This window comes from Streptomyces sp. NPDC048291 (genome assembly GCF_043201715.1).
In the GTDB taxonomy this organism is placed as follows: domain Bacteria; phylum Actinomycetota; class Actinomycetes; order Streptomycetales; family Streptomycetaceae; genus Streptomyces.
Genome location: NZ_JBICZC010000008.1, coordinates 1 through 16,492, shown reverse-complemented (window position 1 = coordinate 16,492; position 16,492 = coordinate 1). Strand labels below are relative to the sequence as shown.

The 16,492-nt window shown below is 71.5% G+C and carries 16 protein-coding genes and 2 pseudogenes; 11 read left to right on the top strand and 7 right to left on the bottom strand.

The genetic code is table 11. From position 1 onward, the window contains the following. The 4 genes and pseudogenes from pgi (at nt 1) to zwf (ending at nt 4,625) form a co-directional block, all read left to right on the top strand. Nucleotides 1-1,629: a glucose-6-phosphate isomerase gene (gene pgi / locus ACGF5O_RS22175; RefSeq protein WP_393811585.1), complete on the top strand. Its 1,629-nt coding sequence runs from the start codon at nt 1-3 to the stop codon at nt 1,627-1,629. 10 nt (nt 1,630-1,639) lie between these two features. Next, nucleotides 1,640-2,671, top strand: a complete 1,032-nt coding sequence (gene gnd, locus ACGF5O_RS22170; RefSeq protein WP_393811584.1) for a phosphogluconate dehydrogenase (NAD(+)-dependent, decarboxylating) — start codon at nt 1,640-1,642, stop codon at nt 2,669-2,671. Nucleotides 2,672-2,717: 46 nt separating this feature from the next. Continuing rightward, a pseudogene (locus ACGF5O_RS22165) lies at nt 2,718-3,170 on the top strand (6-phosphogluconolactonase); the annotation flags it as partial. Between the two features lie 42 nt (nt 3,171-3,212). Continuing rightward, entirely contained in the window at nt 3,213-4,625 is a 1,413-nt protein-coding gene (gene zwf, locus ACGF5O_RS22160) for a glucose-6-phosphate dehydrogenase (protein ID WP_393811583.1), read from the top strand. Nucleotides 4,626-4,834: 209 nt separating this feature from the next. Here zwf and ACGF5O_RS22155 read toward each other — a convergent pair whose 3' ends face one another. Together ACGF5O_RS22155 and ACGF5O_RS22150 are read right to left on the bottom strand one after the other, a co-directional pair. Next, the gene (locus tag ACGF5O_RS22155; RefSeq protein ID WP_393811582.1) at nt 4,835-5,233 is read right to left on the bottom strand and encodes a (2Fe-2S) ferredoxin domain-containing protein; all 399 of its coding nucleotides are present in this window, start codon (nt 5,231-5,233) and stop codon (nt 4,835-4,837) included. Then, nucleotides 5,230-7,215 (bottom strand): heavy metal translocating P-type ATPase, encoded by a 1,986-nt coding sequence (locus ACGF5O_RS22150; protein WP_393811581.1) that lies wholly within the window; start codon nt 7,213-7,215, stop codon nt 5,230-5,232. The genes ACGF5O_RS22155 and ACGF5O_RS22150 overlap by 4 nt, the downstream gene beginning before the upstream one ends. A gap of 138 nt (nt 7,216-7,353) precedes the next feature. Between ACGF5O_RS22150 and ACGF5O_RS22145 the strand changes: the two genes are divergently transcribed. Beyond that, nucleotides 7,354-7,746 (top strand): ArsR/SmtB family transcription factor, encoded by a 393-nt coding sequence (locus ACGF5O_RS22145; protein WP_393811580.1) that lies wholly within the window; start codon nt 7,354-7,356, stop codon nt 7,744-7,746. Nucleotides 7,747-7,795: 49 nt separating this feature from the next. Here the strand turns inward: ACGF5O_RS22145 and ACGF5O_RS22140 are convergent, their stop codons facing one another. Continuing rightward, complete coding sequence (locus ACGF5O_RS22140) at nt 7,796-8,359, bottom strand: DinB family protein (RefSeq protein ID WP_393811579.1); 564 nt, start codon at nt 8,357-8,359, stop codon at nt 7,796-7,798. A 359-nt stretch (nt 8,360-8,718) separates the two neighbouring features. On the opposite strand from ACGF5O_RS22140, the gene ACGF5O_RS22135 reads away from it, so the two are divergent. Further along, nucleotides 8,719-9,255, top strand: coding sequence for a GNAT family N-acetyltransferase (locus tag ACGF5O_RS22135; protein WP_393811578.1), 537 nt, complete (start codon nt 8,719-8,721; stop codon nt 9,253-9,255). A 77-nt stretch (nt 9,256-9,332) separates the two neighbouring features. Continuing rightward, entirely contained in the window at nt 9,333-9,830 is a 498-nt protein-coding gene (locus ACGF5O_RS22130; protein WP_393811577.1) for an NUDIX hydrolase, read from the top strand. Nucleotides 9,831-10,424: 594 nt separating this feature from the next. Here ACGF5O_RS22130 and ACGF5O_RS22125 read toward each other — a convergent pair. After that, a complete protein-coding gene (locus ACGF5O_RS22125) occupies nt 10,425-10,937 on the bottom strand; it encodes a hypothetical protein (protein ID WP_393811576.1) in 513 nt (170 codons plus the stop codon). Between the two features lies 1 nt (nt 10,938). Here ACGF5O_RS22125 and ACGF5O_RS22120 point away from each other — a divergent pair, with 1 nt between their 5' ends. Beyond that, entirely contained in the window at nt 10,939-11,295 is a 357-nt protein-coding gene (locus ACGF5O_RS22120; protein ID WP_393811575.1) for a CAP domain-containing protein, read from the top strand. Nucleotides 11,296-11,370: 75 nt separating this feature from the next. On the opposite strand, the gene ACGF5O_RS22115 is transcribed toward ACGF5O_RS22120, so the two are convergent. After that, a complete protein-coding gene (locus tag ACGF5O_RS22115; RefSeq protein ID WP_393811574.1) occupies nt 11,371-11,967 on the bottom strand; it encodes a peroxiredoxin-like family protein in 597 nt (198 codons plus the stop codon). 89 nt (nt 11,968-12,056) lie between these two features. On the opposite strand from ACGF5O_RS22115, the gene ACGF5O_RS22110 reads away from it, so the two are divergent. Then, nucleotides 12,057-12,683, top strand: coding sequence for a TetR/AcrR family transcriptional regulator (locus tag ACGF5O_RS22110; protein ID WP_393811573.1), 627 nt, complete (start codon nt 12,057-12,059; stop codon nt 12,681-12,683). Here ACGF5O_RS22110 and ACGF5O_RS22105 read toward each other — a convergent pair. Both ACGF5O_RS22105 and ACGF5O_RS22100 read right to left on the bottom strand, forming a co-directional pair. Then, a complete protein-coding gene (locus ACGF5O_RS22105) occupies nt 12,680-13,042 on the bottom strand; it encodes a signal peptidase I (RefSeq protein ID WP_393811572.1) in 363 nt (120 codons plus the stop codon). The two genes, ACGF5O_RS22110 and ACGF5O_RS22105, sit on opposite strands and share 4 nt — an antisense overlap. An 11-nt stretch (nt 13,043-13,053) precedes the next feature. Further along, nucleotides 13,054-14,256, bottom strand: coding sequence for a glycosyltransferase (locus tag ACGF5O_RS22100; RefSeq protein ID WP_393811571.1), 1,203 nt, complete (start codon nt 14,254-14,256; stop codon nt 13,054-13,056). A 315-nt stretch (nt 14,257-14,571) separates the two neighbouring features. Here ACGF5O_RS22100 and ACGF5O_RS22095 point away from each other — a divergent pair, with 315 nt between their 5' ends. Continuing rightward, nucleotides 14,572-15,276 carry a hypothetical protein gene (locus tag ACGF5O_RS22095; protein ID WP_393811570.1) on the top strand — a complete coding sequence of 235 codons (705 nt, stop codon included), beginning with the start codon at nt 14,572-14,574 and terminating at the stop codon, nt 15,274-15,276. 14 nt (nt 15,277-15,290) lie between these two features. Continuing rightward, nucleotides 15,291-16,492 (top strand): annotated as a pseudogene (locus ACGF5O_RS22090) (glucosidase); the annotation flags it as partial.

The following is a 16,492-nucleotide window of genomic DNA, read 5'->3' as shown; positions in this document are numbered from 1 at the left end:
ATGCCATCGACAGTGCTGCGCCGGCGTTCTGCGTGGAAGGCGCTGGCGGACCATTACTCCGAGATCGCCGGGCGCCACCTGCGCGAGCTGTTCGCCGAGGATCCGGGACGCGGCGAGCGGATGACGGCCGAGGCCACCGGCCTGTACCTGGACTATTCGAAGAACCGGATCACCGACGAGACCTTGCGGCTGCTGCTGCGACTCGCCGAGGAATCGGGACTGCGCGAGCACATCGACGAGATGTTCGCCGGTGACCGGATCAACGTCTCGGAGCACCGGCCGGTGCTGCACGTGGCGCTGCGGATGCCGAAGGAGTCCTCGCTCGTCGTCGGCGGAGTGGACGTCGTCGCGCAGGTGCACGAGGTGCTCGACCGGATGGAGGCGTTCGCGGACCAGATCCGCTCGGGCGCCTGGAGAGGCGCTACCGGCAAGCCGATCCGCAACATCGTCAACGTCGGCATCGGCGGCTCCGACCTCGGGCCCGTCATGGCCTACGAGGCGCTGCGCCATTACAGCCGGCGCGATCTCACGTTCAGGTTCGTGTCCAACGTCGATTCGACGGACCTCGTCGAGGCGACCCGTGATCTGGCCGCCGAAGAGACGCTGTTCATCATCTCGTCGAAGACGTTCGGGACGCTGGAGACGATGACCAATGCCCGCTCCGCGCGCGAATGGGTCATCGCGCAGCTCGGTGACGAGGAGGCGGTCGCCCGGCATTTCGTGGCGGTGTCCACGAACGCGCAACGGGTCACCGAGTTCGGCATCGACACCGCGAACATGTTCGGCTTCTGGGACTGGGTCGGCGGGCGTTACTCGATGGACTCCGCGATCGGCCTCTCGACGATGCTCGCCGTCGGCCCCGACCACTACCGCGATCTCCTCGCCGGATTCCACGCGATGGACACGCACTTCCGCACCGCGCCGTTCGAGCGGAACCTGCCGGTCCTGATGGGACTGCTCACCGTCTGGTACGGCGACTTCTTCGGCGCCCAGACCGTCGGCGTGATGCCCTACGACCAGTACCTGAAGCGGTTCCCGGCCTACCTGCAGCAGCTCACCATGGAGTCCAACGGCAAGCACGTGACGCTCGAGGGCGTGCCGGTGGACTACCAGACCGGCGCGGTGTACTGGGGGGAGCCGGGGACCAATGGGCAGCACAGCTTCTACCAGCTGATCCACCAGGGCACCAAGCTGATCCCGGTGGACCTCATCGGCTTCGGCAAGTCGCTCAACCCGCTCGGCAGCCACCACGACATCCTCTCCTCGAACGTCTTCGCCCAGGCCCAGGCGCTCGGCTTCGGCAAGACCGAGGACGAGGTGCGCGCCGAGGGGACGGCGCGGGACGTGGCGCCGCACCGGGTGATGGAGGGCAACCGCCCGACGAACGTGCTGCTGGCCGAGGTGCTCACCCCGTACCGGCTCGGCTCGCTGGTCGCGCTCTACGAGCACAGCGTGTTCACCCAGGGGACGATCTGGGGGATCGACTCCTTCGACCAGTGGGGCGTCGAGCTCGGCAAGGTACTTGCCGTCGCGATCATCCCGGAGCTCGAGAGCACGACCGAACCCGAGCTCGGCCACGACTCGTCCACGAACGCGCTGATCCGGCACTACCGCACGCTCAAGGACTAGGAGGCACCACATGGCAACGGACAAGCCCATGCAGCTCGGGATGATCGGGCTCGGCCGGATGGGGGCGAACCTGGTGCGTCGGCTGATGCAGGACGGCCACCACTGCGTCGTGTCCGACGTCAACGCGGCCGCCGTCGCCGAACTGGCCGGCGAAGGCGCGACGGGCTCGGACTCGCTCCAGGATCTGGTGGCGAAACTGGACAAGCCACGGGCCCTGTGGCTCATGCTTCCGGCTGCGATCGTCGATTCCATCCTCGACCAGCTCGAGCCGTTGCTGGAAGCAGGCGACATCCTCATCGACGGTGGCAATTCCTACTACCGCGACGACATCACGCGCGCCAAGCGTCTTGCCGGCAGGTCGCTGCACTATGTCGACTGCGGGACCAGTGGTGGGGTCTGGGGGCTGGAGCGCGGCTACTGCCTGATGATCGGCGGCGAGGACGAGGTCGTGGCCCATCTCGACCCGATCTTCAAGACGATCGCTCCCGGCGAGGGCAGCGCCGAGCCGACGCCGAGCCGGACCCGGACCGACGGCACCGCCCCGTTCGGGTACCTGCACTGCGGGCCGAACGGCGCCGGGCACTTCGTGAAGATGGTCCACAACGGGGTCGAGTACGGGATGATGGCCGCGATAGCCGAGGGCCTCGCCGTCATCAAACGCGCGAACGCCGGCCAGGGCCGGCAGGAGGTCGACGCGGAGACGACGCCGCTGCGCGATCCGTGGGCCTACCAGTACGACATCGACGTCGCCGAGGTGGCCGAGGTCTGGCGGCGCGGCTCGGTCGTCGGCTCGTGGCTGGTCGACCTGATCGCCGACGCCTTCGCCAAGTCGCCCTCCCTCGACGCCTTCGCCGGGCGGGTCTCCGACTCCGGGGAAGGCCGTTGGACCGTCCTCGCCGCGGTGGACGAAGGCGTCCCGGTACCGGTCATCACCACCTCTCTCTACGAGCGCTTCGAGTCCAGGCAGGCCGGGGAGTTCACCGACAAGATCCTCTCGGCGATGCGCTCCGAGTTCGGCGGGCACGCGGAGAAGAAGGGCTGACCGCCGTGCATCACGAACTGGAGGTCGTGGCCGACCCGATGCCGTCGCCGGCACCGCGGCGGCGTCCGTGGCGCGGCCGGTACGGGCCTGCGTGCGGGCCCACGGCCGGTTCGCGTTCGCCGTCAGGGGGCACACCCCCTGGGCGGTGTTCGCGCGGCTCGCACACGAGGACGTCCCCTGGGAGCACGTGGCGGTGTTCCAGGTCGACGAGCGGGTCGCGCCCGCCGGCGACCCGGACCGCAACCTCACCCACCTGCGGGAGAGCCTCGGTACGGCTCCGGCCGAGGTCATCGCGATTCCCGCGCCGGCGCGCGCCCAGCAGGTGCTCCGGCTCGTCACCGGAGCGGACCAACGCGAACCGCTCTCCAGGCTCGTCGCGGGAGACCGGTCCATTCCCGCCGGCCGGGTCGAGGCGGCGGCGTCACTCGTCCTCGCGCCCGCGTCGGCGGCCGGCCGTGTTCCCGCCCGCGTCGGCGACCGGCCGCCGGCAGAACCATGACGCCCGGCCCTGTTGCCGTGCCGGCCCCGTAAGGAGGATGAGGTGGCTTCGAACTCGTCGAACGTTCCCGCCGACGTGCTGGTCATTTTCGGGATCAGTGGCGACCTCGCTCGCAAGATGACGTTCCGCTCGCTCTATCGGCTCGAACGGCGCAAGCTGCTGACCTGCCCGATCATCGGAGTGGCGCGCGACGGCTGGTCCGACGACGCGCTGCGTGACCACGCCCGCGCGGCGGTCGAGGCGGGGGGCGAGTCGCTGGACGAAAGCGTCCTGGCCCGGTTCGCCGCCCGACTCGGCTACGTACAGGGCGATTACGCCGACCCGGAGACGTTCCATCGCCTCGCCCGGGCGCTGGAAGGCAAGCGGCACCCGGTCTTCTACCTGGAGATCCCGCCGTCGCTGTTCGCCCGGGTGGTCGAGGGCCTGGCAGGCGTCGGGCTGACCAAGGGCGCCCGGGTCGTCGTGGAGAAACCGTTCGGGCACGACCTCGCGTCGGCGCGCGCCCTCAACGCCGAGCTGCGTCAGCTCCTCGACGAGGACCAGTTGCTGAGGATCGACCACTTCCTCGGCAAGGAGCCGGCGATGGACATCCAGTTCCTGCGGTTCGCCAACTCCGTGTTCGAGCCGGTGTGGAACCGCGACCACATCTCCTGCGTACAGATCACCATGGCCGAGGACTTCGGGGTCGAGGACCGCGGTCATTTCTACGACCCGGTCGGTGCGCTCCGCGACGTCGTACAGAACCATCTGCTGCAGCTGCTCGCCCTGGTGGCGTCCGAGCCGCCGTCGGCCGCCGACGCGGACGCGCTCCGGGACCGCCGGGTCGATGTGTTCCGGGCGATCCCCGACGCCGACCCGGCCCACTACGTCCGCGGGCAGTACGAGGGGTACCTTCAGGTCCCCGGCGTGCGTCCGCACTCGCGTACCGAGACGTTCGTCGGGTTGCGGCTGGAGATCGAGAACTGGCGCTGGTCCGGGGTGCCGTTCTTCATCCGCGCCGGCAAGTCGCTCCCCGAGCGGGTGACCGAGATCCGGATCGTGTTCAAACGCCCGCCGCGACTCGCGTTCGCGGAGCGGTTCGCGCCCGAGCCCGGCCAGTGGATCCTGCGGATCGATCCGAGCCCTGGTGTGAACTTCCGCGTCCAGGCCAAGCAGCCGGGCAAGCAGGACACGCAGCTGGTGGACCTCGACCTCCTCTTCGAGGCCGCGCTCGGTGAGGCACCCGAACCGTACGAGCGCCTGCTCAGTGATGCGATGCAGGGCAACGCGAGCCTGTTCACCCGGGAGGACTCGGTGGAGGAGACATGGCGGATCGTCCAGCCGTTGCTGGAGGCGCCCGGCGACCCCGAGCGCTACCGGCAGGGGACCTGGGGACCTGCGGGAGCGAGCAAGCTCGTGGCCGGATATCCGCACTGGCACGAGCCATGGCTGTCGGCGAGGTCTCCCGAACGGTGAGCCGCCACGCCGGTTGCAGCTCCCGGCCGTCGTGTCCGCGGTCAGCGCCTTCCTCATCCACGAGGGCGTACGCCCGGAAAACCCGGGTGGCCGCCCCCGCCTCGTCGCGTGCGACCCCTCTCTGGCCCACCCAGGCAATCAGCGGCCGGTGGAAGATCCGGCCCCTCCCTCCGACCAGTGCCTTCTCGTGATCGGCGGGACCGGGGGCCTCAGTCCGCCACGCCCCGCCGCACCCGCCGCGACGGGGCGAACTCGTACAGGTCGAGGATGTCGGGCGGGTCGGCGAGTCCAGGCCCACCGGCTGCCACCCAGTCGGCGATGTCGGCCGTCGCGTCGGGGTCGTTGACCAGGCCGAGCCAGACCGGCCGACCGCCGGCCGCACGGCCGGCGGAGGACGGCTGGACGACGATGACGTTCGCCTGCTCGCAGGCGTCCAGGCAGTTCACCGCCCGGACCCGGGCGACCGTGCCCAACTTCGACTTGAGCGTGGCGAGTTGGGCAGAGTGGTCGACGCCGGGGATCTTGGCGGTGCCGCAGCAGCAGCCCCGGCACACGGTGACCGTGCACCGGGGTTCACCCTGCGCGGCGGGTTCCTTGCGGCGGCTCATTCGGCGGCCCGCCGCCACGCCGCTTCACGCAGCAGGCGCAGGCCGTTGAGGCCGACGACGACGGTGGAGCCCTCGTGGCCGGCCACACCGAGTGGCAACGGCAGCGTGCCGATCAGGTCCCAGGCGACCAGGCCGGCGATGAAGACGCCGGCGATCACGAGGTTCTGCACGACCAGTTTGCGGGCCCGCCGGGAGAGCGCGATCACCGCGGGGACCGTGCGGAGTTCGTCGCGCACGATCACGGCGTCGGCGGTCTCCAGCGCGAGGTCGGAGCCGGCCCTGCCCATGGCGACACCGGCGTGGGCGGCGGCCAGGGCGGGCGCGTCGTTGACGCCGTCGCCGACGACCATCACCCGGCGTCCGGACTCCTCCAGCTCCCGCACGGCGGCGACCTTGTGTTCGGGCAGCAGTCCGGCCCGCACATCGTCGATGCCGACCTCTGCCGCGAGGCGGGCCGCGGCGCCGGGGTTGTCACCGGTCAGCAGAAGCGGCGCGGCTCCGGTCAGGGCGGTCAGCGCGGACACGGTCGCACCCGCGTCGGCGCGCAGTCGGTCGGCGATGCCCAGCAGCCCGGCCGGGGTGCCGTCGACGATGACCACGACCGCGGTCCGACCGCCCTCCTCCAGTTCCGCGGCGGCCACCGCGGCCCGCACGGACCGCGGGTCGTCCGCCTCGGCGAGCAGCCGGACCGGCGCACCGACGGCGACCTTCCGTCCGCCGACGGCCGCGGTGACCCCGACACCGGGCGCGGAGCCGAACTCCTCCGTGACCGGCAGGTCCAGGCCCCTGTCCCGTGCGGCGTCGACGACGGCACGGGCCAGCGGGTGCTCGCTCGGGTGCTCCGCCGCGGCGGCGAACGTCAGCAGCTCCCTCTCGTCGAGCCCGGATCCGTCGAGCGGCCGGACGTCGGTGACGCGCGGGGTGCCCTCGGTCAGCGTGCCGGTCTTGTCGAGCGCGACCGCGTCGACCTCGCCGAGGCGCTCCATGACCACCGCGGACTTCACGAGCACACCGTGCCGTCCGGCGTTGGCGATCGCGGACAGCAGCGGCGGCATGGTGGCCAGCACGACCGCGCACGGCGAGGCGACGATCATGAACGTCATCGCCCGCAGCAGCGAGCCGGTCAGCGCGGCTCCGAAAGCGAGCGGGACGAGGAAGACGGCGAGGGTCGCGGCCACCATGCCCAGCGAGTAGCGCTGTTCGACCTTGTCGATGAACAGCTGGGTGGGCGCCTTGGTCTCGGAAGCCTCCTCCACCATCCGCACGATCCGGGCGATCACCGAGTCGGAGGCATCGCGCTCGACCCGGACGCGCAGCGCGCCGGTGCCGTTGAGGGTGCCCGCGAACACCTCGTCGCCCACCTCCCTGGCGACCGGCAGCGGCTCACCGGTGACCGTCGCCTGGTCCACGTCGCTCGCGCCGTCCAGGACGCGGCCGTCGGCGCCGACCCGCTCACCGGGCCGTACGAGGATCACGTCGCCGACAGCCAGTGCCTCGACGGCGACGCTCTCCTCCGCACCGGTCGCCATGAGCCGGGTCGCCGTGGCCGGAGCCAGGTCGAGCAGCCCGCGCACCGAGTCGGCGGTGCGGGCGGTGGCCAGCGCCTCCAGCGCGCCGGAGGTGGCGAAGATGACGATCAGCAGCGCACCGTCCATCACCTGCCCGATCGCCGCCGCCCCGAGGGCGGCCACCACCATCAGCAGGTCGACGTCGAGGGTCTTCTCCCGCAACGCCTGGAGCCCGGCCCAGCCCGGTTCCCAGCCGCCGGCCGCGTAGGTCAGTGCGTACAGCGGACCCCAGGTCCAGGTGGGGGCGCCGGTCAGCTGCAGGGGCAGCGCGGCCAGGAAGAGCGCGAGAGCGGCGGTGGCCCAGCGGGCCTCGGGCAGCGCGAGGACACGGGTACGGCGGGGTGCGGTGCCCCGGCGCACGGGCGCGGCCCGGCCCGAAGCGGGCGGAGTGGGAGTGGGAGTGGAGGAGGTCATCGGAGTGGAGGTCCCTCGGTACGGACAGGGCATGGCGGGGCCACCGGCACCGGCGCGCCGGTAACGCTTCCCCACCATACAGGATCACATGAAGACTCATTCATGCATTCATGTGTACTGGTCCGTAGGATGAAGCCCATGGGCCATGGAGCTGACGGACGGACCACCACCACCGCCACCGCACGCGAGCGCCTGGAAACCGTCGGCGCCGACGACGTGGCAGCCACGCTCCAGGCGCTGGCCACCCCGTCCCGCCTGCGCATCCTGACCCGCCTCCAGGAGGGCCCGTGCGCGGCGACGGAACTCGCCGACGCCGTCGGCATGGAACAGTCCGCCTGCTCCCACCAACTGCGGCTGCTGCGCAACCTCGGCCTGGTCACCACCGAGCGCCGGGGCCGCTCGGTCATCTACGCCCTCTACGACAACCACGTCGCCGAACTCCTGGAACAGGCCCTCTACCACGTCGAACACCTGCGCCTCGGCCTGCGCGACACCCCGGACACGGCGGACACGGCGGCCGGGGTGAGCTGACGCCGCCTCCGGTGAGTCCGCGCACCGGGAACAGGTGTGGACCACGGAGTCATACTCGGCGTGGTACGGCTCCGTCCTGCCAGCGGTAGAGGTCGCGCAGCAGGGAGATCTCGGCGCCGTGATGGATCAGCTCCCTGTTGATGTGCAGGATCCTGTTCTCCATGGGAAACCGCTCGGGACCCACCGCGGGCGGATTCTCCAAGTCGGCGTCCGAGAGCGCGCGGACCCCCGCGTTCCATCTCCCGTACATCTCGTCGAGCTGTTTCAGCGCCTCGTCAGCGGTCCCCGCGTAGGCGAATGTCCCGGAGTCGACGTCCTGGCCGCCGAAGTACCATCCGACCCGATAGCCCAGGCACGAGACGATGATGTGTGCCAGCCGCCAGGCAATCGTGGTCACCGGCGCCGGCACCGGGCCGGGGAACACGTAGTCCATCGTCCACTCCCCCGAGCCTTCCGGCATCGGTGCGGCCGACGTGCCGCGCGGGCGGACGCTCCAGCAGCCGCGCACCGGCTCCCAGAAGTACTCCTCATCGGTAAGACCGTCGAGCCGCGGCCGCAGGTTGTTGTGCCAGTGCCAGTCCAACTGCTCCGCGAGCCGCTCGCTTCTCGTCATTTCGGCACACTACATACAGCGGGGACCCGGCCGCGCTCCGCCCACTGGGCTACGACTACTCAAGTTGCTTCCCACGAAAGGGACTTGAGGTAGGCGCCTGGCGCGGCCCGGAACCGAACCGGAGCAGCGCACGTCCTGCACGCCGACGAGCACGCGGGCGTTGCGCCTCCACCGCCCCGGGAGCAGTTCCCTCAGGTCCCGCGACGTGTCCGCCACGCATTCCAGCGGTACCCGAGCCGTGAGGAGAATTGCCATGCTCTTCACCCCGAGCCTCGTCGGCACCTGGCAGCGGGGCGTGGGGGGGGTGGGGCCGTGTTGCGGTGATGACAGCGGTGGGCGGGCGACCGCAGAATGCGCGGGTGGACAACAATGTCGTCATCCGTCAGGCCGCCTCCGACGAACTGGACGTCGTCGCCGGACTCCGGTGGCAGTGGGTCCTTGAGAACCAGGACGTTCCCGTCACCGGGCGTGCGGAGTTCGTGCGGCACTTCGTCACGTGGGCGAGGGAGAACACGGCGTCGCATCGCTGCATGGTGATGGTCCGCGACGAGGTGATCATCGGCATGGCCTGGCTGGCGGTCCTCCCACGGGTGCCCAGCCCGCGCGCCCTGCACCGGACATCGGGCGACCTGCAGTGCGTGTACGTCGTTCCCGGCGAACGCGATGGCGGCCTGGGCGGCCGGCTCATCGACGCGGTCCTGGACCGGGCTCGGGAGCTCGGGCTCGAACGCGTCACCGTGCACTCCAGCCCCCGTGCGATCCCGGCCTACTCCCGCCACGGCTTCGAGACATCGCCCCGTCTGCTGCACGCCCCCGTCGCCCGCACCACCGCCTGCCCGCCGACCGACGCACCTCATCCGGCCGACCGGCCAAGGCGCCAGGGCGGCGGGGCGTAGCAGTCCGGCGTGCTGGTCGGGCTGGAGTGCCGCGGCCGGCGGGCCAGGGTGTCAGTGGGGGCTGAGATCGTGCCTCCGTGGGCGAACTGGTTGAGCATGTCGATGAGCATGACCACGTGTTGGGCATCGTCGAGCGGGACGAGGCGGTGCGGGAGAACCGGCCGCATCGCATCGCGGCGACGATCTGCCGTGACCGTGCGGGGCGGATCCTGGTGGTGCGCAGGGCCGAGACGCTGTCCCGGTTTCCGGGCCACCACGACGTGATGGTCGGCGGTGCCGTGGACGTGGGCGAGTCGTACGAGGAAGCCGCGGCCCGGGAGCTCGCCGAAGAGCTGGGCGTTCGCGTGCCCGTGCGGTTCCTCTTCAAGTTCCTCTGCCGGAGGGGGATCAGCCCTGTGTGGTTCGGGGTGCATGAGGCCGTCGTGACGGAGCCCCTGGTCCCGGATCCGGGTGAGATCGCCTGGCGGGGCTGGCTGACTGTGGCCGAAGTCTGCGGGGTCGTGGATCAGTGGCTCTTCGTTCCGGGAGGACGGGAAGCCCTGCGCCGGTATCTGCGGTCCGGGTCCGGCGGCTGACGAGGCGCCTCCCCGGCGATCCGCCCCTGTCAGCGGCTGGTCTTGTCCGACCCGGATGCCGTGGGCATCGGTCCGGCGGTTCGCCGGAGCCGGCCGCCGCGGTCCGCGGTGGCGGCGAGTGGGGTGCCGTCCCGCTCGATCGGACGGCAGCCCCGGGGAGGTGCCGTCCGAGAGATCAGGCCGCCGGCATCGCAGCGGCACAGAACCGGAATGCGCTATTCCGTGACATCCGTCACAGCGGATCCGGCACCTCACCGTGCCGGATAGTAGAGACCGCTCTGACGACATATGGGATTTGTCCGGCTTGGCGGGTGCCTGTGTCGCGCCCGGACTCACCGCTTTCCGCCCGCGCGCCGCCCTCATCCGTTCTGCGCGCGCGTAGGGATTCTGACGGGGCGACAGGATTCCGTGGCGGTCCCGGAGGGCGGGCCGGCGCACCCCGCTCCCCCGGCAAGCGCCGCCCGCGCCTACTAAGCGAGCTAGTGCCGAGGCCCTTTGCGCACCTGGTGGAGGCGTCCTAAGAATGACGACCCGCAGGACGCTGCCGCAGCTCAGGAGCGGGTTACGCATGGGTAGACATCGTAAGAACACGCATTACCGGCGAATAGTCATCGCCGGCGTCGCCGTGGGCGCCGTGGGCATACCGTCCGCCGCCCTGGCCTGTACCAACTGGCCCGACGGCGGCGGGCCCCGGTCCACCAGCGCCGAGAGCCGCGCGACGACGGCCTCGTGGAACAAGACGTACTGGTGGAACGACGCCCACCGGAGCCGCCCCTGGGACGACGCCGTCCGGACCGGCGGGCCCTCGTGGACGGCGTCGGCGGGGCCCAGCGCCACGGAGACTCCGAGCGCCTCCGTGAGCGCCGCGAAGACTCCCCGCTCCCCCGCGCGCGCCGGGAAGACCACCGCGCCGAGGCCGAAGGCCACAGCGCCTTCGCGCACCGCCCGGACCGTCGCGCCCAAGCCCCGCACCACCGCGTCCCCCAGCGCCCGGCACACCTCCGCCGCCGCTTCCGCGGCCCCCAAGCCGTCGACCACGCCGAGCACGTCGAGCCCGTCGAGCACCCCGAAGGCCACCGCCACGGCGTCCGGCGTCGTCGCCCGCATCGTGGAGCTCGTCAATGCCGAGCGCAGCAAGGTCGGCTGTTCGGCCCTGACCCTGAACACGACCCTGACCAAGGTCGCACAGGCGCACAGCGAGGACATGGCGCTGCACCGGAACATGTCGCACACCGGGTCCGACGGCTCCTCCCCCGGGGACCGGATCACCGGCGCCGGCTACACCTGGAGCGCCTACGGCGAGAACGTGGCCTACGGTTACGCCTCCCCCGAGCAGGTCATGGCGGCCTGGATGGCCAGCCCCGGCCACAAGGCCAACATCCTCAACTGCACGTTCAAGGAGATCGGCGTCGGCCTCGCGCAGCCCGACAGCTACTGGACCCAGGACTTCGGCACCGCCCGCTGAGCGGGGGCCGACGGGAAGTCCGGGCGCTTGCCCCGGCGCGTCGACGGCCGCCCCGGCGGTGGCCGTCGGGGTCGGTCACCCGGCGGCCGGGGCCGAGCCGGGCGGATGCGGTGTGCGGGCCGCCAGGGCGAGCAGTTCGTCGACGGACCACTGGTCGTAGGCGTGCTCGCCGTACTTGACGGCGAGCACGCGGCCGTCGGGGGCGACGAGGAAGTCCGCGGGGAGGCCTAGCCGGCCGCCGTGCGGGCTGGTCGCGGGCAGGTGCTCCCGCCCGCGGGCGACCTCCCGTACGCCGCTCAGGACCGCCCGGACGATCGGTCCCCAGGCGCGCGGTCCGAGCAGGGCGCGGGGCGACCGTTCCACTCCGAACTCCGCGTACAGCCGCCTGGCCGGGTCGGCGACGACGGCGAACGGGAGCGCGGCCGTGTGGGGCAGCAGTTCCGAGGCGGGCGAGTGGAAGACCACGACCTCGCGGACACCGGCGGCCTCGATCTCCTGGTGACGCCTTGTCACCGACCGCAGGTGCAGGTTGCAGACCGGGCAGCCGGCGAACCGCCGGAACTGGAGATGGATCAGCCGGTCGGGGGCGGGGACGGCGACCGGGTCGCCGGAGACGGTGGTGAGGTTGCGCCCGGTCACGGTGGAACCGGGTTCCACCGGACGACGGCTCATACGACGGCTCATACGCATGGACTTCCCCCTCCGTAAGCGTACGGCATACGCCTACCAGCGTAGGCGTATGCCGTACGCTGTCAACCGTCATGCCGCGCCCGCGTTCCCTCACCCCCGATCGGCTCGCCTCGGCCGCCCTCGCCGTCATCGACCGCGACGGACTCCCCGGGCTGTCGATGCGCGCCGTCGCCCAGGAGCTCGGGATGAGCACCATGGGGCTGTACAGGTACGTGCACGATCGCGAGGAGCTCGAACGGCTCGTCGTCGAGCTCGTGCTGGGCGGGGTGGACGCCGGGCCGCCGGATCCCGGCACGTCGTGGCGCGAGCGGATCGAGGCCATGGCGCGGCGGCTGCGCGACACCGTGGGCGCCCATCCGGCGGTCGTCCCGCTGACCATCGTCCACCGGCACCACTCCCTCGGAGTGCTGCGCTGGTCGGAGTCCGTGCTCGGCGTCCTCACGGACGCGGGTGTCGAGGGCGAGCAGCGCGTCATCGCCCTGCGCGGCCTGCTGAGTTACGTCATCGGAGCGATCCAGCTGGAGCACCTCGGCCCGCTGTCCGGTCCGGGGACGGTGGCCATCACCGAACTGCCGCCCGCCGAGTTCCCGCACCTGACGGAGACCGCCCGGAGCGCCAGGAACATCGACGCGGACCACGAGTTCCTGGCGGGACTCGCCCTGTTGCTGGACGGACTCGGCGTTCGGGGCAGGCCCTAGGGCGTGGCGTATCCGGGTACGGAGGGCCACCGCACGGTCAGCACGACGGACTCGTCCTCCGCCACCCACGAGTGGTCGACGCCCCGGCCCCAGACGACATAGTCGCCCTGCTCCTCCAAGAGCACGCTGCGGCCGGGGAACTCCAGGCGGAAGCGGCCGGTGATGAGGACCAGGAGGGCTTCGCGCACCTCGCCCTGCACCCACTGGGTCCGCTGTTCGCCGCGTGCGTGGACACCCCATTTGACCTCGACGGCCTGGCTGTGCCGGGGGTCGCCGTGCTCCTTGAAGTGACCCAGCAGCCAACCCCGGTCCAGTGCCGCGTCCTTGCCCGCCTTGCCCACGTACACGCTGTCTGCCATGCGTCGGAACGCTAACAGCCGGCCAGGAGGAGGTTCGCGGCCACCTGCGCTCCGTCGGTGCGGAGTTCGGCGCCCAGTGCCCTGGCTCGCGCCCGGGTCCCGGGGGCCAGGGCCGTCTTGAACGCGACGCGCAGGGTGTCGGCGGCCGGAGCCGGTTCGTCCGGCGCCGCGCCGATGTCGAGGGCCGCCACCCGGCCGGCCCAGTACGGGTTGTCCGCCAGCTGGAGGGCCACCACCACCTGCGGCACGCCCGCCCGGGCGGCCGTCAGCGTCGTGCCCGCGCCGCCGTGGTGCACCACGGCGGCCACCCTGGGGAACAGACTCTGGTGGCTGACCTCGCCGATGGCGAGGCAGTCGTCCCGGACCTCGGGCAGGTCCAGGTCCGCCCAGCCGCGGGAGACGAGCACCCGGTGCCCCTGGGCCAGGCTCTCCTCGACGGCCCTGCGGGCGATGTCCGGCGACGGACGTATGCTGCCGAACCCCACGTAGACGGGCGGGTCCCCGGCGTCCAGGAACACCGACAGCTCGGGCGGGAGCGGGCGTTCGTCCGGCAGGGTCCAGGCACCGGTCTGTACGACGTCGAGGCCCGGGGCCGGCCGCCACGGTCCCAGGACCGGGTCCGCCGCCAGCCACGGCCGGTCGGTGTAGACGTGGTCGCGGACGTTGTCCACGGGTGGCAGGCCGATGGCTGCCCGGTGGTCGTTGAGCACCTCGCGGAACTGCGCGTTCACCTGGTCGGCGTCCAGCTCCCACAGCGTGGGGTTGTCGTTCGCCGCCGGCTCGGGCCAGCCCGGTCGCGGTGGCGGGGCGTGGTGGGGCGAGGGCAGGTTGACCGCCGAGTAGCAGGCGTACACGTAGCGGATGCCGGCGGCCTCGGCCACGGACCGCGCGGCGATCTGCGCCAGGCCGGCCGCCACCATGACGTCGCACCCTTCGGCCGCCGCGGGGAAGACGTCGAACTGCGTGCCGACCATCTCATTCCGGTAGCGGGACAGCTCCGCCGCCGACGGCAGGGTCGTCCCCCGCATCAGTTCCCGCACCGGCGGCCCGACCGGCACCAGCTCCACGCCGATCCCGGCCAGCCGCTGCGCGAACTCCTCGTCGGGCGGGGCGCACATGCGCACCTCGGCACCGAGCGCCCGTAACCGCACCGCGAGGGCCACCAGGGGTTCGACATCGCCACGCGTCCCGTAGGTGGACAACAGCACCCGCATCCAGCGCCTCTTTCGCTCTGTCTTCCCCTGGGGTCCGGCCCTTGCCGTACGCGTGTGACACCGGAGGCGGCGGAGGTTCCGCGAGCACCGTGGTGCTGGCTACCCAGGCGTGCCGTGCTCCATGCGGGCGCGGCCGCGGGAGCAGGAGCGGGAGCAGGAGCGGCGGGGCGGCCATCTCGCCTGGAGCCGCCCCGGTCATTACGGTGATCGCGAGCATGTCCTCCGGGCCCGCGGCGCGGCCTCGGCCCGGAGGACCACACCTCCTGCAAGGCGCGCCAGGTTCCCCGGTCGACGACAGAATCCGAGAGCCACTCCATGCATCGTTCTTCCGCGCCCGCCCCCGATGTCTCGATCATCCTGCCCTGCGCCGGATTCGGCACGCGTTTCAGTGCGCCCTACCCGAAGGAGCTGCACTGCCTGGCTCCCGGGGTCACCGTGCTGGACCGCAGCCTGGAAGCCGTCGTCGAACTGGCCAAGAGCGGCCTCACCGTCCGCGTGGTCGTCGTGTTCGGCACGCACAAGCTCGACACGGTGGCTTATCTCGAACGGTATGCGAGGACCCTTCAGATGGTCTTCGTCTACCAGGACGAGTCGCTCGAACCAGGCCTCGAAGGTGCGATCCGCTCCGGCCTGCCGATGACGCGGGGGCCGGTGGCCCTCGTCCTGCCCGACATCGTCCTGACCGGCCAGGACAGTGCCGGCAGCCTGCTCGCCGCGCTGCGGTGCGTGGACGTGACGGGGTGGAGCGTGGTGGCCGCCGAAGGGCGGGACCCCGGCACGCTCCAGCAGATGGGCGCCCTCGCCGTGACCGAGGTGGGCGGTGTCATGACGGTCGGGGCGGCCGTGGACAAGCCGGTGGATCCCTCGGGGTTCAACGCCTTCTGGGGCATGGTGGCGGCCACCGAGAAGGAGGCTCACCGGTTACCCGACGTGGTGAGCACGGAAGCGGACAGCCCGCTGCCGGGCGCGATCGCCCTCATGGTGGAGGGGATCGTCAACTACAACACCTCCGCGGGCTGAGAGGACGGCGTGCGATGGCGGACAACGCGGATGACACGGAGCGCGGTCCGGACGGCACGGAGCGCGGTGACGGGGCGGATGCCGAGCGGCTGCGGCTGGCGGCGGCCGACGCGGGGCAGGTGGCGTGGCGGCGCTGGGGGCCGTATCTGAGCGAGCGGCAGTGGGGCACGGTGCGGGAGGACTACAGCCGGGGAGGTGACGCGTGGTCGTACTTCACCCATGACCAGGCCCGCTCCCGGGCCTACCGCTGGGGCGAGGACGGCATCGCGGGCGTCAGCGACGACAAGCAGCGGCTGTGCCTCGCGCTGGCGCTCTGGAACGGGCGGGATTCGATCCTGAAGGAGCGGATGTTCGGCCTGACCAACGCCGAGGGCAACCACGGGGAGGACGTCAAGGAGTACTACTTCCACCTCGACTCGACGCCCACCCACTCGTACCTGAAGTTCCTCTACAAGTACCCGCAGGCGGAGTTCCCGTACGAGGAGCTGGTGGCCGTCAACCGGGGCCGCGGGCGCGGCGAGTCCGAGTACGAGCTGCTGGACACCGGTGTCTTCGACGAGGACCGGTACTTCGACGTGTTCGTGGAGTACGCCAAGGCCGGCCCCGAGGACCTGCTGGTCGAGATCACCGCGCACAACCGCGGCCCCGACGAGGCCACGCTGCATCTGCTGCCGACGCTGTGGTTCCGGCACACCTGGTCGTGGGCGGGCGGCACCGAGGTGCCCGGCCTGCGGCACACGGACGGCGCGATCCTCGCCGACCACGCCGAACTCGGCGCGCGGCGACTGCACTTCGAGGGCGCGGCGGAGACCCTGTTCACCGAGAACGACACCGACAACGAGCGGATCTTCGGCAGCCCCAACGCCACCCCCTACGTCAAGGACGGCATCGGCCGGTACGTCGTCGACGGCGAGCGGGACGCCGTCAATCCCGCGCGGACCGGCACCAAGGCCTCCGTCCATCACGTGCTCACCGTGCCGGCCGGCGGCAGCGGCACCGTCCGGCTGCGCCTGACGGACGCTCAACTGACCGATCCCTGGGGCGATTTCGGGCAGGTGATGGAGACCCGCCGGGCCGAGGCCGACGTCTTCTTCGAGGGCGTGGTCCCGGACGGCCTCGGCGAGGACGAGCGGCGGCTGGTGCGGCAGGCGCTGGCCGGGATGCTGTGGAGCAAGCAGTACTACTACCTCGACGTGGAGCGCTGGCTCGCCGAGCA

Bases quoted from the DNA above. Each gene is read 5' to 3' on its own strand.
- pgi (WP_393811585.1), top strand. From the start codon at position 1: ATGCCATCGACAGTGCTGCGCCGGCGTTCTGCGTGGAAGGCGCTGGCG.
- gnd (WP_393811584.1), top strand. From the start codon at position 1,640: ATGGCAACGGACAAGCCCATGCAGCTCGGGATGATCGGGCTCGGCCGG.
- ACGF5O_RS22155 (WP_393811582.1), bottom strand. From the start codon at position 5,233: ATGAGCCGCCGCAAGGAACCCGCCGCGCAGGGTGAACCCCGGTGCACG.
- ACGF5O_RS22150 (WP_393811581.1), bottom strand. From the start codon at position 7,215: ATGACCTCCTCCACTCCCACTCCCACTCCGCCCGCTTCGGGCCGGGCC.
- ACGF5O_RS22145 (WP_393811580.1), top strand. From the start codon at position 7,354: ATGGGCCATGGAGCTGACGGACGGACCACCACCACCGCCACCGCACGC.
- ACGF5O_RS22140 (WP_393811579.1), bottom strand. From the start codon at position 8,359: ATGACGAGAAGCGAGCGGCTCGCGGAGCAGTTGGACTGGCACTGGCAC.
- ACGF5O_RS22125 (WP_393811576.1), bottom strand. From the start codon at position 10,937: ATGCGGGCGACGACGCCGGACGCCGTGGCGGTGGCCTTCGGGGTGCTC.
- ACGF5O_RS22115 (WP_393811574.1), bottom strand. From the start codon at position 11,967: ATGAGCCGTCGTCCGGTGGAACCCGGTTCCACCGTGACCGGGCGCAAC.
- ACGF5O_RS22110 (WP_393811573.1), top strand. From the start codon at position 12,057: ATGCCGCGCCCGCGTTCCCTCACCCCCGATCGGCTCGCCTCGGCCGCC.
- ACGF5O_RS22105 (WP_393811572.1), bottom strand. From the start codon at position 13,042: ATGGCAGACAGCGTGTACGTGGGCAAGGCGGGCAAGGACGCGGCACTG.
- ACGF5O_RS22100 (WP_393811571.1), bottom strand. From the start codon at position 14,256: ATGCGGGTGCTGTTGTCCACCTACGGGACGCGTGGCGATGTCGAACCC.
- ACGF5O_RS22095 (WP_393811570.1), top strand. From the start codon at position 14,572: ATGCATCGTTCTTCCGCGCCCGCCCCCGATGTCTCGATCATCCTGCCC.